General features: G+C 68.8%; 16 protein-coding genes and 2 pseudogenes. 13 read left to right on the top strand and 5 right to left on the bottom strand.

Annotation, left to right across the window (positions count from 1 at the left end):
* Positions 1-649: 649 nt before the first annotated feature.
* Positions 650-793: pseudogene (locus CHC09_RS47865) on the bottom strand (IS5/IS1182 family transposase); the annotation flags it as partial.
* A 64-nt stretch (positions 794-857) separates the two neighbouring features.
* On the opposite strand from CHC09_RS47865, the gene CHC09_RS47165 reads away from it, so the two are divergent.
* From CHC09_RS47165 to CHC09_RS28475, 8 genes and pseudogenes are all read left to right on the top strand, one after another.
* Positions 858-1,064 carry a hypothetical protein gene (locus CHC09_RS47165; RefSeq protein WP_203833223.1) on the top strand — a complete coding sequence of 69 codons (207 nt, stop codon included), beginning with the start codon at positions 858-860 and terminating at the stop codon, positions 1,062-1,064.
* Positions 988-1,176 (top strand): hypothetical protein, encoded by a 189-nt coding sequence (locus tag CHC09_RS47170; RefSeq protein WP_203833228.1) that lies wholly within the window; start codon positions 988-990, stop codon positions 1,174-1,176. The genes CHC09_RS47165 and CHC09_RS47170 overlap by 77 nt, the downstream gene beginning before the upstream one ends.
* Positions 1,173-1,466: pseudogene (locus tag CHC09_RS47870) on the top strand (transposase family protein); the annotation flags it as partial. The gene CHC09_RS47170 and the pseudogene CHC09_RS47870, both read left to right, overlap by 4 nt.
* 220 nt (positions 1,467-1,686) lie before the next feature.
* Positions 1,687-2,049 carry a hypothetical protein gene (locus tag CHC09_RS47875; protein ID WP_179277304.1) on the top strand — a complete coding sequence of 121 codons (363 nt, stop codon included), beginning with the start codon at positions 1,687-1,689 and terminating at the stop codon, positions 2,047-2,049.
* Positions 2,049-2,999, top strand: a complete 951-nt coding sequence (locus CHC09_RS47880) for a hypothetical protein (protein ID WP_179277305.1) — start codon at positions 2,049-2,051, stop codon at positions 2,997-2,999. Before CHC09_RS47875 ends, CHC09_RS47880 begins: the two co-directional genes overlap by 1 nt.
* The gene (locus CHC09_RS28465; protein ID WP_089296287.1) at positions 2,996-3,511 is read left to right on the top strand and encodes a hypothetical protein; all 516 of its coding nucleotides are present in this window, start codon (positions 2,996-2,998) and stop codon (positions 3,509-3,511) included. The genes CHC09_RS47880 and CHC09_RS28465 overlap by 4 nt, the downstream gene beginning before the upstream one ends.
* Complete coding sequence (locus CHC09_RS28470; RefSeq protein ID WP_089296288.1) at positions 3,508-3,954, top strand: DUF6346 domain-containing protein; 447 nt, start codon at positions 3,508-3,510, stop codon at positions 3,952-3,954. Before CHC09_RS28465 ends, CHC09_RS28470 begins: the two co-directional genes overlap by 4 nt.
* A 23-nt stretch (positions 3,955-3,977) precedes the next feature.
* The gene (locus tag CHC09_RS28475; RefSeq protein WP_089296289.1) at positions 3,978-4,682 is read left to right on the top strand and encodes a sulfotransferase-like domain-containing protein; all 705 of its coding nucleotides are present in this window, start codon (positions 3,978-3,980) and stop codon (positions 4,680-4,682) included.
* Positions 4,683-4,777: 95 nt separating this feature from the next.
* Here the strand turns inward: CHC09_RS28475 and CHC09_RS28480 are convergent, their stop codons facing one another.
* The gene (locus CHC09_RS28480) at positions 4,778-5,704 is read right to left on the bottom strand and encodes an aminotransferase class IV (RefSeq protein WP_089296290.1); all 927 of its coding nucleotides are present in this window, start codon (positions 5,702-5,704) and stop codon (positions 4,778-4,780) included.
* 126 nt (positions 5,705-5,830) lie between these two features.
* Between CHC09_RS28480 and CHC09_RS28485 the strand changes: the two genes are divergently transcribed.
* Positions 5,831-7,390: a Dyp-type peroxidase gene (locus CHC09_RS28485; RefSeq protein WP_143232625.1), complete on the top strand. Its 1,560-nt coding sequence runs from the start codon at positions 5,831-5,833 to the stop codon at positions 7,388-7,390.
* A gap of 11 nt (positions 7,391-7,401) precedes the next feature.
* Positions 7,402-8,007, top strand: a complete 606-nt coding sequence (locus CHC09_RS28490; protein ID WP_089296292.1) for a hypothetical protein — start codon at positions 7,402-7,404, stop codon at positions 8,005-8,007.
* A gap of 59 nt (positions 8,008-8,066) precedes the next feature.
* On the opposite strand, the gene CHC09_RS45475 is transcribed toward CHC09_RS28490, so the two are convergent.
* A complete protein-coding gene (locus tag CHC09_RS45475) occupies positions 8,067-8,558 on the bottom strand; it encodes a hypothetical protein (RefSeq protein ID WP_143232627.1) in 492 nt (163 codons plus the stop codon).
* A 134-nt stretch (positions 8,559-8,692) separates the two neighbouring features.
* Between CHC09_RS45475 and CHC09_RS28500 the strand changes: the two genes are divergently transcribed.
* Positions 8,693-12,757, top strand: a complete 4,065-nt coding sequence (locus CHC09_RS28500; protein WP_143232628.1) for a tetratricopeptide repeat protein — start codon at positions 8,693-8,695, stop codon at positions 12,755-12,757.
* A 7-nt stretch (positions 12,758-12,764) separates the two neighbouring features.
* On the opposite strand, the gene CHC09_RS28505 is transcribed toward CHC09_RS28500, so the two are convergent.
* Positions 12,765-14,162 (bottom strand): Dyp-type peroxidase, encoded by a 1,398-nt coding sequence (locus CHC09_RS28505; RefSeq protein ID WP_179277324.1) that lies wholly within the window; start codon positions 14,160-14,162, stop codon positions 12,765-12,767.
* A gap of 341 nt (positions 14,163-14,503) precedes the next feature.
* Between CHC09_RS28505 and CHC09_RS28510 the strand changes: the two genes are divergently transcribed.
* Both CHC09_RS28510 and CHC09_RS47885 read left to right on the top strand, forming a co-directional pair.
* Positions 14,504-16,141 carry an ABC transporter transmembrane domain-containing protein gene (locus CHC09_RS28510; RefSeq protein ID WP_089296296.1) on the top strand — a complete coding sequence of 546 codons (1,638 nt, stop codon included), beginning with the start codon at positions 14,504-14,506 and terminating at the stop codon, positions 16,139-16,141.
* A gap of 192 nt (positions 16,142-16,333) precedes the next feature.
* Positions 16,334-18,343: an ABC transporter ATP-binding protein gene (locus CHC09_RS47885; protein ID WP_239138520.1), complete on the top strand. Its 2,010-nt coding sequence runs from the start codon at positions 16,334-16,336 to the stop codon at positions 18,341-18,343.
* Here CHC09_RS47885 and CHC09_RS28520 read toward each other — a convergent pair whose 3' ends face one another.
* A complete protein-coding gene (locus CHC09_RS28520) occupies positions 18,344-19,411 on the bottom strand; it encodes an NADP-dependent oxidoreductase (RefSeq protein ID WP_089296298.1) in 1,068 nt (355 codons plus the stop codon).
* Positions 19,412-19,469: the final 58 nt, after the last annotated feature.

The following is a 19,469-nucleotide window of genomic DNA, read 5'->3' on the forward strand; positions in this document are numbered from 1 at the left end:
CGTCGACCAGCACTGATACCAAACCCTTTCGCCGCCGCGGACGACACCGACACTCCCGCAAGTCGAGTAGTAATTCGGCTTGAGGTTCCAGGTGCCCGCCTTCATGAGCCCGGATCCGTCGCCGTTCTGGCTCGGCTTCCAAGCAGAGCAGCTGTCTGCGGATGCCGGCTGGGCCGTGGCGACGCCGAGTCCAGCAGTGAGCAATGCCGCAACAATCCCTGCGCGCAGGGCTCGGGCAACAGACAAACGCATCCTATGACCCCGTCTCTGCGGGCCAATACCCGCAACATAGTCTTTCGGCTCGAACGCCGTGGGTGCTGTAACAACCGGCGGCGGTTTGTCCACCACCCAGATGCAGCGCCGCCGGTGCCGCGATGGGTGGGCCTGGAGCACGGTAGCGTACGCCGGGCGGTGCTGGATATAGGCGTGGAGCGATCGATAGAGACGGCAAACGCTTCGACAGCGACCGCCTGGCCGATACCACCAGCGTCAATGGCAAAACTATCGACGCCTGGTACTCGGGAAAACACCGCGACTTTGGCGCTAACAGCCAGGCGATCCTGAACCCGGACGGCCTTCCGATCTGGACCGCCGAAGCGACGCTCGGCCATTGAGCCATTCCGCGCAAGGTTTTGACTACTGACGGTTGTCATGCGGTGCGGTCATGGTCGATGTCGAGGATGGTCAGGGCCGCAGCGACGATCTTGCCGATCCGCCAGAGGTTGAGGCCGACGTTGCGTAGTGCTTTGAAGGTCGTCTCAAGCAGGGAGTTTCCGCGTTCGCCGATCGCGCGCAGGCTGTTGAGTGCCTTGTTGAGTTTTCCTGGATGAGGGTGAGCCGGCTGCAAGACTCTTGCGGTGAAAGCCGACGACTTCATCTCGGCCGGAGACCAGTGGTATGGGCTGCTGTTCACCAATCCCTCGTTGAACCTGCCGCCTCGCCTTACGTCGTGCTTCGATTTCGCCTTTGATGACGTGTCCCGCGACGATGAAGTCGGTTCCCTCAGCCGCCCGTTCGCCGAGCCTGCACGGCGCCCTGCTCGCGGCGAAGACGGCCGGTCATGACCATGTGAACATCGACGGGATCCTGGTCGAGACCGACCGTTGCCGCACCCCGGGCGTCGATCTGTGGTGGTCCGGAAAGCACGAAATCACGGCGGCAACATCCAGGTCGTGACCTTGCCCGACGGCGGGCCGATCTGGACCTCCGACGTGCGGCCCGGCCGTGAACACGACACCACCGCGGTCCACACCCACCCCGAGATCCTGCCCGCTCTCACCGCAGCCCGCGCTGACCTGCGCACCCTCGGCGACCTGGGCTACGAAGGGCTGTCCGGCACCATCACCGTCGCGTTCAAGAGGCCGAAGAACAGCCGGCTCACCCTCATCCAGGAGCAACTCAACAAGGCACACAACCGCCTGCGCGCGATCGGCGAACGGGGAAACTCCCTGCTCAAGACGACCTTCAAAGCACCACACAACGTCAGCCTCAACCCCTGGCGGATCGGCAAGATCGTCGCTGTGGCGGGCTCGGCAATATTTGTCCGGGCTTTGATCGTATCGGCCCAACAGGGTCACCCGGTGCCGATACCACGCCGGACAGTCGGTTCCCTGACATCGGGGACCATGAACCGGCAGTGGGCGTTCGGCGTTCCTCAATGTAACGGGCTACCACGGGGAGGCGGCCATGGCACACGACGACGGGATCGTCGCGCTCGACGTCTACCACCTCTGGGTGGCCGGGTCGAAGCTGCTGCCCGGGGTCGCGGACCAGTTCCGCGCCGCCCGCGACGAACTGACCCGGTCAGCGGGGTACGACGAGGTCTTCCGCCGCTCGCCCAGCATCGGCGGAACGTTCCACGGCCCCGCCCACGCCGGCTGGACACGGTTCCGCGAGGCGATGATCGACGCGCTGAACGACAGCGAGACGAACATGACCGCCGCGGCGGATGCGCTCTGCCTGGCCGCGCGAGAACTCGAGAACACGGACGTCATGAACGGCCGGAGCATCGAGGACTTCACCGGCGACGGCTCGGGCGGGCAGTACTGATGCCCGACTACACCTGGAAGACCTTGGACGCGGGCATCGCGGAACTACGCCGCAAAGCGTTCGAGAGGGCCTGTCTGCAACAGGCGATCCCGCCGTGGGACAACGTCGAGCGCGATCCTGAACAGAACACCGAGATGGCGCGCCTCGACCGATTCTTCGACGGCGTACCCGGCCTGTTCGAGCCGTTCCGCACGATGCCCGGCCCGGAGACGTTCGATCCGCTGAAGGCCCAGATCGTCAACGCGGCGCAGTTTCTCACCACCACACAGAACGCCCCGAGTCCGGTGTTCGACCTGCCCGGTGAGCCTCGTGTCGAATACGCCGGGGCGACAACGGCCAGCGACTACCTGACCGACTGGAGCGGGCGGGCCGCTCGGCAGTTCAAGACCAACTACCTCGATCCGCTGCCCATTCAGCTCAATGGGCAGTTCAACCTGGTCTCGGCAGGGCACCGCATGATGGTCGCGGAGGCGGAACTCTGGCGCATGGCCCGCGACGACGTCGCCCAGATCGTCAACGGCGGAATCAACGCGATCGACCAGCTCTCCGGCTTCTGCGACAAGAACGGCTGGACCGTCACCCTCACCACGGTCGCGGCGATCGCCACGATCGCCGCTGTCCCGATCGCCCAGGCCGCGCTGCCGCTGGCCATCGTCGACGGTGTCGCCTCGGTGGCGGCCACCCTGCTCAAGGACGATCCACCGCACACGGGCACCTATCACGGGAATACCGCCGAGAAGGTCATCGCCGAGGTGGGCCGGGCGCTGCAGGACCTGGCCGATCGAATCAACGCGCAGGAGGCGAAGATCGGGCTCTTCCTGTCGAACGCCGCGGCACTCCTGAACGGACCGCATCGCGGCGCGTTCGTCCCGGCCAGGCCGCTCCTTGCGGAGACGACCGCGAGCAACTACGCCGACGACCAGCATCTGGGCGGGGTGGGACGACGATGACCGCGCTTTCCGACCGGCTCGAGGACCTTCATGTGCACGCCTCGGCTCCCGGCGGCGGTGTGCACGGCGAGCTACGCGGCGCCTCGGGCGTACTGATCTATCTCTCCACCGGCTTCTATCGGCAGAGCACCGAGCGGGAGCTGGAGCATCGTCTCGAGCAGCTCGGTCGGCTGTTGTGGGTGAACCGGACCCGGCTCTACCGGGAAACGGTCGAGCAGTTCGGGGACGGGCTTCGCATCGAGCATCCCGATCCGGAACGGGACCCCGCCGACGCGGCTTTCGTCGAACGGCGAGCGCTCCTGGTCGCCCGAGGCACCTCCCCTGACGGCCGGGTCACGATCGCCGTCGAGGGAATGACCACGTGGCGGGTGACCATCTCGGACAACACATTGCGTACTCTCGATGAGTCCTCGTTCACGCGCGCGGTCGAGATCGCCGCCGGCCGGATGATCGACGACCAGGCGATGCACATCCTCCAGCTCAAAGCCCAGGTGTATGGGGAGCCGACGTGAAGCGTTTCCTTCTGTCTCTTGTTCTGCTTCTCGCGGCCGGAGCACTCGGACTGCTCGTGCCGACCGTCGCCCGCAACAGCCAACCCGACTTCGCGAAGGCCGAACAAGTGGGGACCGGCATAGTCTCCGCGTGCTCCGAACAAGGACCGGTGACGCTGGGCGGTTTCGGGTACACCAGCAAGTGCCAGCTGGACGTGACCTGGCAGGACGGGAGCAGGCATTTTGTCGATCCGGATCGTTACGGGTTCGCCGACTTCGCGGAGATCGGCAAGACCATCACGGTCGGTGACCTGGGTGACGGCGAGTATGCCCGGCCGGATCGGCCTTTCCGGCCACTTGTCGTGGCCTCGGCCTGGGCGTTGGCGATCCTGGCGGTCGCGGCGCTGGTGACCGGTGTGCTGGGCGTGCGGCGTGTGATTCGGGAACACGTCGACTTCACTTGAAGCACGGGTGTAAGCATGGGCGTATGACGACCCGAGTCGCGATGTGGTCCGGGCCGCGGAACATCTCCACGGCGATGATGCGTAGCTTCGGCGCGCGCCCGGACACCCTGGTGGTCGATGAGCCGCTCTACGCCCACTACCTCGACGCGACCGGAATCGACCATCCCGGACGGGACGCGGTCCTGAACAGCCAGACGCGGCGGTGGGAGGACGTCGCCGCGGCCCTGACAGGCCCGCTGCCGGGGACGCTTGCCGTGTACTACCAGAAGCACATGGCCCATCACCTGCTGCCGGACATCGGCCGGGAGTGGCTCGGCGCGCTCACCCACGCGTTCCTGATCCGGGACCCGGCGCACGTCGTCGCGTCCTATGCCCGGGTCCGTGGCGAGCCGACCCTGGCCGACCTGGGCTTCCCGCAGCAGGTGGAGATCTTCCGAGCCTTCGGCGGCCCGGTCGTCGAGGCCGCCGACGTGCTGCGGGACCCGGCCGGCACGCTGGGGCGGCTCTGCGCGGCCCTCGGCTTCGCCTTCTATCCGGCGATGCTCTCCTGGGCGCCGGGCCCGCGCGAAACCGACGGCGTCTGGGCGCCTTTCTGGTACGACTCGGTCTGGGCTTCGAGCAGCTTCGCGCCGTACGATCCCAGCCCGGCCGTCGTGCCGCCACATCTCGCCCCGCTGGTCGAGGCGGCCCGCCCCTACTACGCCGAGCTGGCCCGGCACCGCCTCTGACCACGCTCCCCAGCCGCCAGACGGTCGTACCGTCGCTGACAGGGCTCCCCGAGCGCAAGACGGGGCGTACCGCCTCTGACCACGCTTCCCAGCTGTCAGACGGGCTCGCCGCCGATCGGCTCGTCGACCAGGCGGACGCCATTGGACGCCGCGTGCTCGTGGTAGCGCTTCGCGACCCTCTGCGTCATCGGCCCCACCTGACCGTTTCCGATCGTACGGCCGTCGATCGTGGTGACGGCGGCGATCTCGCCCATCGTGCCGGTGCAGAACACCTCGTCGGCGGTGTACATCTCGGTCAGCGACATGTCGCGGACCACGGCCGGGATCCCGTCCGCGGCGGCCAGTTCCAGCACCGTCTGCCGGGTGATCCCTTCCGGGCAGGCGGCCGTCGTCGGCGTGACCAGTGTTCCGTCGGTGACCGCGAACAGGTGCGTCGCGTTGGTCTCCGCGACGAAGCCCCGCTGGTCGAGCATCAGCGCGTCGTCGGCGCCGGCCGCGTTCGCCTCGATCTTGGCGAGGATCGAGTTGAGCAGGTTGTTGTGGTGGATCTTCGGGTCGAGAACGTCCGGGCCGGGGCGGCGCACGCTGGCGGTGATCAGGGTGAGCCCACCGGTGTCGTAGACCGGCGGCTTGTGCTCGGCCAGCACGATCAGGGTCGGGCCGGCACGGTTGAGGCGCGGGTCCATGCCACTGGTCACCTTCGGCCCACGGGTGAGGGTCAGGCGTACGTGGACTCCGTCGTACATCGAATTGGCTTCGAGCGTCGCCGTGACCACCTCGACGATCTCCTCGTCGGACGGGATTTCGGCGAAGCCGAGCGCCGTCGCCGACCGGCGCAGCCGGGCGAGATGGGCGCCGAGCCCGAAGACGGCGCCGCGGTAGAGGCGCAGCCCCTCCCAGACCCCGTCGCCGCCCTGGACCACCGAGTCGAACGGCGAGATGCCGGGCTCGTCGCGGTGCAGTAGTCGCCCGTTGACCCAGTAGCGCAAGCCGGCGTTGCGCTCGTCGTATGTCTGCAGCATGCCTCTGTTCTAGCCGGTGGACCGCCACCCGCACCCAGCGGATCCACCAAATCGAATGGGGTGGATCGATGGCATCGCCAACCATAGGATCCACTTCGGACAGTTCGCGTCAACGGGGAGGTTCTTGTGACGGAAAGGCGGCGTGAGCTCGCCGAACAGGTTGCCAATGATCATGCTCGAGGGGCACTCTCCCGGCGCGAGGCGATCCGCCGCCTGGGCGTGCTCGGGATCGGTGGGGCGGCGGCGACCGGACTCGCCGATGTGCTGCGGCCCGCGCCCGCGGTCGCGGCGGCGCCCGCCCCCGGCCTCCACGACGAGCGGGAGATCCAGGGCAACATCCTGCAGGCGTTCGGTGGGCAGTACCAGGCGTTCGTGTTCGTGACGTTCGGCAACAAACGCACCGAGGCACGGGCGTGGCTGGCCGGCGCGGCCGGGCGCGTGGACACCACCGGCGATGTCATGGCCGCCCGGACCGGCTCCGGGATCGCGGCCGGGACCTCGCTGATGGGGCTCGGGCTGACCGCCACCGGCCTGGTCACCCTGCACCCGGAGGTGGCCGCCGAACTGGCCCGCTTCGAGGCGTTCTGGCTCGGCCCCCTGGGCAACCGGCTCGACGACGCCGGACGGTTGACCACCACACCGACCCTGCTCGGCGATGTCGGCGCCAGCCACCCGGCCAAATGGCTGATCGGCGGGCCGGGACGCCCGCCGGTCGACGCACTGCTGACCCTGGCCGCCGAGGACGAGGCGACCCTGCGGCGGCGGGTCGCTCAGGAGCGCCAGGCGGTCACCCAGGCCGGACTCGCGGTCCTCTCCGTGGACGGGGAGGACCAGCAGTGGGGTGTGACGCTCCGTAACACGGACGGCAAGCGCACCGAGCACTTCGGCTTCGTCGACGGCCTCACACAGCCCGGCGTTCGTGGCGTGCACGGCGCGACCGACACCACCGCGATCGCGGCGGGCGAGTTCCTGCTCGGCTTCGCGGGCGAGCGGCGACCGATGGCGCTCGGACAACGGCCGTCGGCGGCGGACTGGATGTGGGGCGGCTCGTTCCAGGTGTTCCGGCGACTCCGGCAGGACGTGGCCGGCTGGTGGGCCAAGATGGACCAGCTCAGCGGGGCGGACGGCACGCCCGAGGAGGTCGCTGCCCGAGCCATGGGACGCAAGCTCGACGGGACGCCGCTGGCGTCCGGCGGTGAAGGCTTCACCTTCGAGGACGATCCGCACGGCAGGAAGACCCCGCTGTACGCCCACATCCGCAAAATGAATCCACGACACGACGAGGTGTTCCGCGACCGGAGTCACCGGATCCTGCGACGCGGCATTCCCTACGGACCGGCGATGGACCGCGGGCGGCCCGACGACGCGGATCGCGGGATGCTGTTCAACGCGTACATGGCCGGTATCGAGGACCAATTCGAGTTCCTGCAGCGCCGGTGGGCGAACGATCCGAAGGTCACCTCGGAGACCCTGTCGAAGTTCGGAAAGAAGGGTGCCACGTCCGACGGCTTCGACCCGGTCATCGGAGACGGGCCGGACGTAGCCGCGAAGCGCCTCGGCAAGGACGCCGTCAAGGGTGTGCCACCGCTGGCGTTCGGCGGATTCGTCACGACGACCGGTTCGGTGTACGCCTTCACCCCGACCCGAGCCGCCCTCCGCCTGCTCTCCACCGACTCGAGCCTGTAGGGAGCCCGATCATGACTGGTATTGGCGTCAGCGATGCCTACTTCGACCTGGTCGGCGCCTGCGTGCACTCGATCCGCTTCATCTTCGCGGCACAGATCGATTATCCCTACGCCTTGGCTCGGCTGGCCGAGGACAACCCTCCGGAGTCGCTGTTCCGGCGGGTGCAGGTGGCCTCGCCGCCCCCGAGCCGGAACGCCAAGCCCTGGCAGACCGGGTTGACCCTGGGCGGCGCCCCCTTCGACCCGTCCTCCGGCTCGCTGGACCGTTTGAATGACGTCCGGTTCGTGGCCGGCATCGACAATCTCGACGCACCGGAACCGGATGCGATCGTCCTGGACCAGTGGTTCGAGATTCCCGCTGCCGCGAGGAAGGTCGCCTTCTCGTACGACGAACCGCGACCCTACCTGCTCTCTTTTCCGTATTGGCAGCCGGTCGACGGGCCGGGCGACACGGCCACCATGGACGTCGCCTACTCCGCCACGCTTCGCGCCAACTGGACGAAGACGCCGACGTCCCACTGGGTGGCGGTGAGTTTCGACGCCTTCTGGCCTGCTGAGCGGGACAGCGCGGAGGTACTCGTTCCGCTGGGCGCCTGCGACAGGCTCTGCCCCAGCTGAGACCGACGAAATGAGCCGCCGCCCGACCTGTGCCGGGCGGCGACTCGTATCTGAAGGCGTCAGGACGGGCAGTTCTCGTCGCAGTCGCCGAGCGGGATCAACACGTCGGCGCTGTCACGCTCCGGCGGCCAGAAGGCATCGAAGCTGACCGCAATCCAGTCACTGGCGGGTGGACCGTCGAAGTCGATCCGGTAGGTCCCGTGATACTCAACCTTCTTGGTAACGCTCTTCTCGCCCGGCCCGACCGGATTCCAATACTGAACGGACAGTAGGTATTGTCCGACATCCGGCCCCGGGAACTCGACCGTGCCAGCCTGTCGCGGAACACTGATCCATCGATCCAGTACGATGCTCTGCGGATCAGGCAAGTCGAGGGCAGGGGCACCTTCCTCAACCTTCACCTCAGCGAGCCGGCTAGGGACGACCCCCGGCTGGAACGGCTTCTCATCCAAGGTCAGACCGGTCTGCCAGGACTCACCGGCACGACTGGGTGGCGGGGAAACCACCTGCACTCGACGGAACAGAGCCGGGGCGGGGATCATCGTCGACATGCCGGCCGCCGCGTAGGGATATTCGATTGGAGTTGCGAGACGGAACCGTAGGCCGTGGGCGCACGAATCTATTAACTCGAAGGCAACGTCGCTGACAGGTGACGACATGTCCCCGGGACCCCCTGGCCGACAAGATGATGATCGATAACCATGAAAGCAAGACCGAGATCGGAAAGGCGGCTCGTCAAGGCGTGACCGACGATCTCTCTCGTCCGGCATCGCAGATCGCGACTGAGCTGGCCGCGACCTGGCGTTCTTACCTGCCCGATCATGCCATGGGTCTACTCAGGACCAGAGGAACTGTCGGCAATCTTCCGCTGACCGAGAAGGTCGCCGCTGTGGTGTTGTTCGCAGACGTGGCCGGCTTCACCACGATGGCCGAGAGCCTGGCGGGCTCCGGCAGCTACGGCACCGAGCGTCTCACATCGGTGATCAATCAATGGTTCGCCGTCACTGCCGAGGCGATCGTCACGGCTGGCGGCAGCGTTGTGGACTTCGCGGGCGACGCTCTGGTCGGAATGTTCCGATACACGCCCGAAACCGCGTCGGTCGTGGCCCGCCGTGCGATGAGATGTGCCGAGATCATCAGGGAGGCTACTGCGTCGGTTTCCCCAGTACCTACACCCGACGGCCAGCGACCGTTGGCCATCCGGATCGGTCTCGCCTCCGGGCCATTGCTGGTGATGATTCTCGGCGACTTTGCCACTCGCCTGCAGCACCTGGTCGCGGGTCCCGCGTTGGACTCAGCGGTCGCGGCGCTTCATCGCGCCGAGCGGGACGAGATCGCGGTGGACCCTCACCTACTTGACATCGCCGGCCCAGCCATCGCCGTCCCTGCCGCGCCGGTGGTTCCCGTTGCACCGATCGCTGAACTGGAGGAACTACTCGCGCCCTTCCTTCACTCGGCGATCCGTACGCGCCTTCGATCGGGGCGGCACGAGCTGATCAACGAGCATCGGAAGGTCACCACAGCCTTCGTCCGGCTACCGGACCTCTCCGCAGATGATCCGGACACCGTCCAGACGCTACAACGGTACCTCGGCACGGGTGTAGCGATCATCGAGCGGTACGGCGGCCACCTACGCCATCTGATGACAGATGACAAAGGCACTGTCATGGTGGCGGTGTTCGGTACCCCGGTCAGTCACGAGAACGACGAGGAACGGGCGCTTCGCTGCTGCATCGAACTGCTGGCGCTGCCGGGTGGCCCCTATCGAGGCGGCATCACCACAGGGCGGGTCTATTGCGGTGAGGTCGGCTCCGACCTCCGTCGCGAGTACGCCGTGGTGGGCGACGCCGTAAACCTCGCCGCGCGACTCATGCAGGCCGCCCCGGCCGGTCATCTGCTCATCGACCAGGCCACGCACGATCGCGTGCGCGATATTATCCTCCACCCACGACCGGCAGCGGTGGCCGCGAAGGGCAAGGCAGATCCTGTCCCGGTCTGGATCGTGCGCGAGACGCAGGAGGCCGGGCCACCGTCCATCCGGCCATCCACAACTCATGGACCGCTGGTGGGCCGCGCCTCGGAACTGGGCCTGTTGGACCGCTTCAGCCGACAGGTCAGCGCGGGCGTCGGACAGTTGATCTGGCTACACGGTGAAGCCGGCATCGGAAAGACCCGACTCGCGGACGAGATGCTCTGCATCACTCGCTCGCTAGGGTTCACCGAGTACACGGGCGGCTGCCGCTCGCACGGCATGAGCACCAGCTATCTGATCTGGCGCTCGATCTTCCGGAAGCTTCTCGAGATTGATCCCGATCTGCCCGTTCCCACCCAGCAGGAAGCACTCACCGAGCGCATCTCCCGCTACGACGGATCCGGGCTGCGTGCCCCCCTGCTCGCCGCAGTGATCAATCTGCCGATGGCGGACAACGAGCTCACCGCCCAACTCGAGCCCTCGGGTCGTGAAGAGCTTCTCCGCTCCACTCTGCTGGCTGCTCTTCGGGACCGTACTGTGGCGGGGCCGCTAATCCTGCTGCTGGAGGACTGCCACTGGATCGACCCGGCCTCGTTGGCACTGCTGGAACACCTGGTGCAGCAGATTGCGGACCTTCCCGTCCTGGTGGTAGCCACATCTCGTGAGTCCATGCCGGAGAAGCTGACCGGGCCAGCACACGTCGCCGACCTCCGGCTGGCGCAGATGATCAGGGAAGACGCGGAACAGCTCGCCACTCTTCGGCTGCGTGAGCGCCACGGCGAGGAAATCGCGATCGCGCCTGAGGTGCTCCGCCAGATCTCTGAGCAGGCCAACGGCAACGCCTTCTACGTGGAGGAACTCGTCAGTTACCTGCACGGGCGTGGCATCGATCCCGGCGATCCACGCGCACTCGTCGGGGTACCCGTGCCGGACAACCTGCAACGGCTGGTCATGGCCCGCATCGACCAGCTCAGCGATGACGAGAAGGCGACCATCAAGGTCGCCAGTGTGATCGGACGGCGCTTCCAACCTCCCTGGATTGCTTCGGTCTACCCAGCCGCCGGAACCGCACCCCAGGTAGCGGGCCATCTCGGCCGCCTGCACGCCCTTGACCTGACACCCCGGATCGTGCCGGGAGCCCAAGCGGAATATCAGTTCAAGCACCCGGTCACCCAAGAGGCGGCGTATCAAAGCATCACCTATGACACCCGTGCGTCCCTTCACGAACGGGTGGGCCTGTTCATCGAGGAGACATACGCCGATCGACTTGCTCAGTACGTCGATGTACTGGCCCATCACTATGCCCGTACCGAGCGCACCGACAAGCAACGCGACTGGTTCCGAGCCGCGGGTGACAGGGCGAAGGAGATGTTCGCCAATGAGACGGCGACGTACTACTACGGGTTGCTGCTGCCTCTGCTCGCCGAGGCAGAGCGGGCCGAACTGCACGTCGAGATCGGCAGCGTTCACCAGCACACCGGGCAGTGGGCGGAGGCTGAGGATCACTACCTTCAGGCGATGCGCCTCGCGCGTACAACCGGCAGGCGGGACGTTCTGGCAAGCGCCCAGCGTCAGCTCGGTGACCTGTTGATGTACACGCGATCCGACGATGAGCCGGTGACCTGGCTGCAGCGGGCACTTGCTGAGTTCGAGCGGCTCGACGACGGCGCGGGGCAATGCCGCACGTTGGACCGGCTGACTTTCGCCTTGTACCGGCAGGGCGCCTACAGCGAGGCGCTCGAGATGGCCGGGCGACACCTTGAGTTGGCAACCCGTCTCGGTGACCTCACCGCGATCAGCGCAGCGCTGGAGCACACCGGCCTCGTTTACGTGAACACCGGTCGGCCCGAGGCAGCATTCCATCACCTACGCCGATCGTTGAGCACCGCCGAGGAAGCCGGTGATCGACAGCGGATGCTCAATGCGGCCTGTAACCTCGGATTCGCTGCGCAGCGTGGTACCGACCACGTCCAGGCAATCGATTCTTACATGCATGCCCTGCAAGTCGCGCGAGACATCGGCGCTGGGCAGACCGCGAACATCATTGTCGGCAACATCGGCGAGATCTACCGTGACGAAGGGATGTTCGAGCAGGCACGAATCTGTGCGATGCGCTCACTTCGAGTGGCGGTCGAACTGCGCGATTGGATGATCGTGACCGATCAGGTCGCCAATCTCGGCGTTGTCGCCGCTGCCGAGGGCGACGACGAAGCGGCCCAGCCGCTACTGGAACGAGCCATCGAGATGGCTCGCCACCTCAGCCTTCCGTATTTCCTATGTGTCTCACTGCACCGTTTGGCCAAACTTCACCTGGCTGCCGGTCGCGCCGAATCTGCAGAGCGCCTGAACTCGGAGGCGCTACGCATCGCCAAGGATCATGACGAACGAGACACCCGCGTCAGTGCCTACATCTTCTCGATTCATTTACGGGTCCGGGCTGCACGCCTGCAGCCGCTGACCGCCACGGAAGTGCTACGCAGAGCGATCGACGAATCGAGCGAGCCGCATGAAGTCGCGGCACTGCTCGATGCCGTGTGGCAGCTCGATCCGCGCGACGAAGACGCACGGACGACGGCCGCTGACATCTACCGCACGCTCTACAAACGAGCGCCCAGCATCGAATACCGACGCGCCTACCAACGGCTCACCAACGACGTGCTTCCGCCTGGCCCGCCGCTGCCCGAGCTACCTGACTGGATCGCGGCCGAGGACGGCGCCGACCTCGACGACCTGCTGGAACGGATAGACCGCTCGGCGCGCGAGCCCCGAGCGGTCTGAGCATCCGTCAGACGGCGACGAGGGCGTCGAGTCGCGCCGAGCCGGCCAGCAGGTGCAGGGCGCGGATCGACGGTGCGAAGGCGTACACCGCTCCGGTCGTCGTCACGAAGCCGCCGAAGGCGGCCGCCGGGATTCCCCGGAGCACGTCGGGCGGCAGTGACTCCCCCGCCGCCCGGGCGTCCGGTCCGAGGACCGGGTCGAGGCCGTCGACGCCGGGGGCGGACCGTCCGTACCGGGAAAGGGTCGAGGCGGGGAATCCGGGGTCGGTCGCCCACCGCCGCTGCACGTGCTCGAACTGATCTTCGATGTTCGCCATGTAGGCGTTGAACAGCATGCCGCGCTCCTGGCCGTCGTCGGCCTCGCCCCGGTGCAGCCGCGATCCGAACGGGATCCCCCGGCGCAGCATCTTGTGGCCGCGGTCGCGGAACACCCCGTCCTCGCGCGGGTTCACCTTGCGGATGTGCGAGTAGCGCGGGGTCCGGGAGCCGTCGTCGTCGCCCTGGTAGGTGAAGGTGTTCAGGTCGCCGTCGCGGCCGGGTGCGGCGAGCGGCCGGCCGTCGAGGTGGCGGCCGAGCGCGCGGGCGGCGGCGTCCTCGGGGTCCGTGCTGAGCGAGGACATGTGCTGCCACCAGCCGGCGACGTCCTGGCGGAGCCGGCGGAAGACCTGGAAGGAGCCGTTGCGCATCCACGGTGCGGGGGTCGGCCGGGGCGTCCAGGTCGGCGGGCGGCGCTCGCCCGGGTGGCCGAGGAGGAACTCGCCGGCGGCGATTACCGGCGCGCCGGGGCGTACGGTGTCGGCGAACCCGCGGACGCCCGGCTGGGAGATGCCGTCGGCGAAGCCGAAGTGTTCGATGCGCCTGCCCTGGTCGTTGCGGAGTGCGTCGCCCCACTGGACGAGCAGCACTTCGAGGCCGTGGCGGGCGGCCTCGCGGACCTCGCCCTCGACCGCGTCCTGGAGGGTGTTCCGGGTGCGGGCGGCGACGGTCAGCAGTGCGTCGACCGGGCGCCCGGGGCCGCCGACCACCCACTGTGACGGGTCGCCGGGACCGAGGTCGCCGAGCAGCGCCGGTGCGGTGGTGATCGCGCCCGCGTCGTCGAGCCGGGTGCCGAGCGGGCCCTGCCAGAACGCGAGGTGACCGGCGAGGTCACCGGCGACCTCGGGGTGCAGCAGGGTCAGGCCGGTCGCGGTGAGGCCGATGTTCAGCAGGGCCCGCGCCGGGGTGCCGTCCGGCGCGGGCCGGCTCTGCTGTATCTCATCGTCGCCCGTGGCGCGGGTGGCCGCCCCGGCCAGCCAGGCCCGTGCCCCGGCCCGGTCACTTCGGTAGGAGAGGAACACAAAGGCCTGGTGGTCGCCGCGGAACGGCCGCAGGATGTTGCCCTGGATCTGCGCTGCGTCGGCCGGCAAGGAAGCCATCGTCGGAACGTCTCCTGCTTCAGTCGGGCATTGATTGCCTCCGGACGATCCCGAACGCGGCCCGATCCGGCACCCCTCCTGTCAGGAATCCGATCAACAAGCATGGTGGACCGCCGATGCGATGAGGGGTCGGCGGACGCCGCCGAGATCGAGACCCTTCGCACAGGCAAGCCCTTCGCGAACGGCGGCAGCGGGAGTGTAGGTTAGCCTTTCCTAAATTCATGAGGGCAGGACATGCGCGGCAGGAAACACGATCTCGGCATCGGCATCGCCGCGCTCTTGATCATCAATGCCTTGAGCATCGCGATCGTCGGCCGCACCGAGGTGGTGGCATGAGTCTGCTCACCCGGGCCCTTTCGGGTCGTCGTCGGGACATCGCGCTGGGAACGCTGCTGGCGTCGACGTGGCAGGCGGGCGAGGCGGCCGTACCGTTCCTGATCGGGGTGATCATCGACCGGGCGGTCTCCGGCGGCCTCGGTGACCTCGCCCTCTGGCTGGGCGCGCTCGGCGTGGTCTACGTCTGCCTCAGCTACAGCTTCCGCTACGCGGACCGGATCGGCGAACGTATCTCCGAGCAGACCGCGCACGAACTCCGGATGCGGATCGTCCAGCGGGTGCTGCACGAGCGCGGCGGCGCCGAGACCGATCGGCTGCCCGGCGCGCTCGTCTCGGTGGCGACCAGCGACGCGCGCCGGGTCGGGACGGTCGCCATGGCGGTCGTCTTCGGGATCTCGGCCGTCGGGGCCGTGCTGATCGCCGCGGTGCTGCTGCTGTCGGTGTCGCTGCCGCTCGGCCTGCTGGTGCTGCTCGGCACGCCGCCGCTGATCCTGCTGACCCGGCTGATCGGGAAGCCCCTCGAAGCGCGCAGCGAGACGGAGCAGGAGCACGCGGCGCACGCTTCCGGGGTGGCCGCGGACCTGGTCGCCGGGCTGCGGGTGGTCAAGGGCCTGCGCGCCGAGAGCGCGGCAGTGACCCGGTACCGGGACCGGAGCCGGGCGGCACTCGCGGCGACCGTGCACGCGTCGCGCACCGAGGCGGCGTACCAGGGAATGGTTGTGCTCTTGAGCGGGGTCTTCCTCGCGATCATCGCGGTGGTCGGCGGGATCCTCGCGGTGCGGGGCGAACTGACCGTGGGGCAGCTGATCTCGTCGGTGGGTCTCGCGCAGTTCCTGGTCGGGCCGATGTGGACATTCGGCTGGGCCGGCACGAGCATCGCGCAGGGGCGGGCTTCGGCCCGCCGGATTGCGGCGGTCCTCGACGCGCCTCCGGCGGTGCGCGGAGGTTCGGCCGATCCGGTGGTGCCGGTCCGAGGAGCTTTGGCGGTACGGCGATCCGGGCTGAAGTTCGAGGTCGCCCCCGGCGAGTTCGTAGGAATCGTGGCGTCCGACCCGGCTCTGGCGGCGTCGCTGGTCCGGCTGTTCGGGCGCGCCTGTGACCCCGAGGACGGCACGATCACCCTCGACGGCAGGCCGTTGACAGACCTGTCCCCCACGTCGCTGCGTTCCGTGGTGCTCGCCACGGACCACCACACCGACCTGTTCGACGGAACGCTCCGCGAGGCGATCTCGCTCTCCGGCCGCGCCCCGGCGGAAGCCGTCGAGGCGGCGATGGTCGCGGCGGACGCCGACGAGGTGGAGCGGACCCTGCCGTCCGCGAATCTCGAGGTGCGAACCCTGTCCGGTGGGCAGAAGCAGCGGGTCGCGCTGGCCCGGGCGCTCGCCGCGGATCCACCGGTGCTGGTCGTGCACGATCCGACGACGGCCATGGACGCGGTGACCGAGGCGCGGATCGCCGGCCGGCTGCGCGGCATCCGGGCCGGACGGACGACGGTGCTGGTCACGACCAGCCCGGCGCTGCTGGCAGTCACCGACCGGGTGATCGTGCTGGCCGCGTCCGGCGCGTGCCACTCCGGTACCCACCGTGAGCTGCTCGCCTCCGAACCGACCTACCGAGAGACGGTGCTGGCATGACGACACTGCTGCCAGTCGTCTCCAGCACCTGCCACTCCAGTACCCACCGTGAGCTGCTCGCCTCCGAACCGACCTACCGAGAGACGGTGCTGGCATGACGACACGGCTGCCAGCCGCCCCCAGCACCTGCCACTCCAGTACCCACCGCGAACTGCTCGCCTCCGAACCGACCTACCGAGAGACGGTGCTGGCATGACGACACAGCTGCCAGTCGCCTCTGGACGGCGTACCGTCGCTGAACTCCGCACCCTGCTGCGGCCGCAACGTGGGCGGATGGCCGCGGCACTGGTCCTGCTCGTCGGCGGGACCGTGGCGGGGCTCGTCACGCCGCCGCTGCTCGGGCGGATCGTGGACCTGGCGTCGAACGGGGGCGGCACCGGGGAGATCGTGCTCACCGGCGCCGGGCTGGTGCTGGGTGCGCTCGGCGAGGCGGCGCTGGCCGCGTGCGGGGCGGCGCTGCTGGCGCAGGGGGCCGAGAGCATGCTTGCCACGCTGCGGGAACGGTTCGTGGACTCGGCACTGCGGCTGCCCCTCGAGCAGGTGGAGAAGGCCGGCGCCGGGGACCTGACCTCGCGGGTCACCAACGACGTGGCGGCGATCGCGGAGGCCGCGCGCTCGGCGTTGCCGCGGTTCAGCCGCGCGGTGCTGACGATCGTGCTGACGCTGGGCGGGATGGCCGCACTCGACTGGCGATTCTTGATCGCGGCGCTGATCGCCGTGCCGGTGCAGGCACGCACGGTGCGGTGGTACGCGCGGCGGGCCGGGCCGCTGTACAGCTCGCAACGCGTCGCGGTGGCGGCTCAGCAGCACCATCTACTCTCGACGATCGAGGGCGCGTCGACGATCAGGGCGTTCCGGATCGCGGACCCGCACGCCGCACGGGTGGGATCGAAGTCTCAGCGGGCGGTCGACCTGCTGCTGGCCGGGGTGGCGCTGCAGACCCGCTTCTACGCCCGGTTGCACGTGGCCGAGTTCGCGGGGCTGGCGGCGGTGCTGGGCACCGGCTTCTTCCTGGTACGCGGTGACGCGGTGTCGATCGGCACGGCGACCGCGGCGGCATTGTATTTCCATGGGCTGTTCAGTCCGATCAATGTGGCTCTGGCCCTCGTGGACGACGCGCAGGTGGCGGCGTCCGGGCTGAATCGGCTGGTCGGGGTTGCTGAGCTCGGGCAGGACTCGGCTGTGAGCCCGGCCGTGCCGGGGTCATCTCCCGCGTCGTCGTCGCCTTCGCCCGCACCGGCGGCGACGTCCATGCCTGTGACCTCGCCCGCGACGTCAGCCGAACCATCGCCATCTTCCCCGTCCGCGCCGACATCCCAGCCCGTGACGTCAGCCGCGCCCTCGCCATCTTCCCCGCCGGCGCCAACGTCCCAGCCCGTGACGTCAGCCGCACTCTCGCCATCTTCCCCGCCGGCGCCGACATCCCAGCCCGTGACGTCAGCCGCGCCCTCGCCGCCTGCCGAGCCGGCGCCGCCTCCCGTGATGGTGTCTGGGTCGCACGCCGTGCTGGTTCGCGGGCTCAGCTTCTCCTATCGATCGGATCGTAAGGTGCTGTCCGATATCGATCTGACCGTTGCTCCGGGCGAGCGGGTCGCGATCGTCGGGTCCACCGGCGCTGGCAAGACCACCCTGGCCAAGGTCATCGCCGGCGTGCACCAGCCCACCACCGGCACGGTCAGCGTCCCGGCCGGGGACGTCGCCCTCGTCACGCAGGAGGTACACGTCTTCGCCGGACCGCTCGCCGAGGATCTGCGCCTGGCCCGACCGGCGGCGACCGACGACGAGGTCCGCGCCGCCCTGGCCGCGGTCGAGGCGCTGGCCTGGGTCGACCAGCTCCCCGACGGATCGGCCACCGAGGTCGGCGCCGGCGGCCACACGCTGACCGCCGCTCAGGCCCAGCAGCTGGCCTTCGCCCGGCTGGTCCTGGCCGATCCCCCGGTCGCCATCCTCGACGAGGCCACCGCGGAGGCCGGCAGCGCCGGCGCCCGACTGCTGGAACGCGCCGCCGCCGCGGCCCTGGCCGGCCGTGCCGCGGTGATCGTCGCTCACCGTCTCACCCAGGCCGCGTCCGCCGACCGCATCGTCGTACTGGACGCCGGACGCATCGTCGAGGTGGGTGACCACCGGGAGCTGACCTCCCGCCCAGGCCCCTACGCGACTCTGTGGGAGGCGTGGTCCGACCAGCGACCCGACCGTGATTGATCAGTCCATGGTGATCACAACTTTGCCCCGGCCGTGCCCCGTCTCGACGTCCCGGTGCGCGTCGGCGGCCCGCTCCAGCGGGTAGGTGGCCCGCACGTGGACCCGCAATTGACCCCGCGTGTGCAGGTCGGCGAGCTCGGCGAGCCGGGCCGCCGACCGCGACGGCGGGGTGACCCGGATGCCCAACTCGGCCGCCTTGCCGTGCTCGACCAGGGTGAGAATCCGGCCCCGGTCGGCGACCAACGCGAGCGACACGACCAGCGCGTCACCACCCGCGGCGTCCAGCGCGGCGTCGACCCCGTCCGGAGCGGCCTCCCGGATCCGTTCGAGTAGCCCCTCGCCGTACGCGACCGGAATCGCGCCGAGCCCACGGAGATACTCGTGATTGGCCGGGCGCCCGGTCCCGATCACCGTGGCACCCCGGTCCACGGCCAGCTGGACCGCGATGGTCCCGACCGCTCCCGCCGCGCCGTGGATCACCACGGTGTGCCCCTTGCCGACACCCAGCGTCTCGAGCGCGATGTGCGCGGTCTGCGCCCCGGCGCTGAACCCACCGGCCACCTCCCACGGCATGCCGGCCGGTTTGACGACAACCTGGTCGGCCGGAACGACGATGTACTCCGCATACGCGTCAAGCCGCCCGAACCCCAGCACCTCGGTGCCGATGGTCACGCCCCCGGGCCCGGCCATCGCATCGCTACTCGCTCCGACAACCGCCCCCTGCCCGGCTGCCTCGCCGACCTGGCCGGCTACCGCCTCCTGCCCGACCGCGCCGCCGACTTGGCCAGCCACCGCCTCCTGCCCAGCGGTCCCGCCGACCGCTGCTTGCCCGGTCACCGCGCCGCCGACCTGGTCGATCACGCCGGCAAACTCGTTGCCGGGGACCCGGGGCAGGTCCCCCGTCACGCCGGGTGGGGTCCATCCCGCCCGGACCGCACAGTCGAACGGCTGCACCCCGGCGGCCTTGACCCGCACCCGAACCTGCCCCGGCCCGGCCTCCGGCGTGGCCAGTTCCATCAGACGAAGCACTTCCGGCCCACCAGGCTCGGAGAATCCCGCTGCTCTCATGGAAAGCGAGTCTCTGACCTCAACCTCAGTTGAGGTCAAGCCGCATCCGTGGCCTCCG

It is taken from the genome of Actinoplanes regularis (assembly GCF_900188005.1).
Classification (GTDB): Bacteria; Actinomycetota; Actinomycetes; order Mycobacteriales; family Micromonosporaceae; genus Actinoplanes; species Actinoplanes regularis.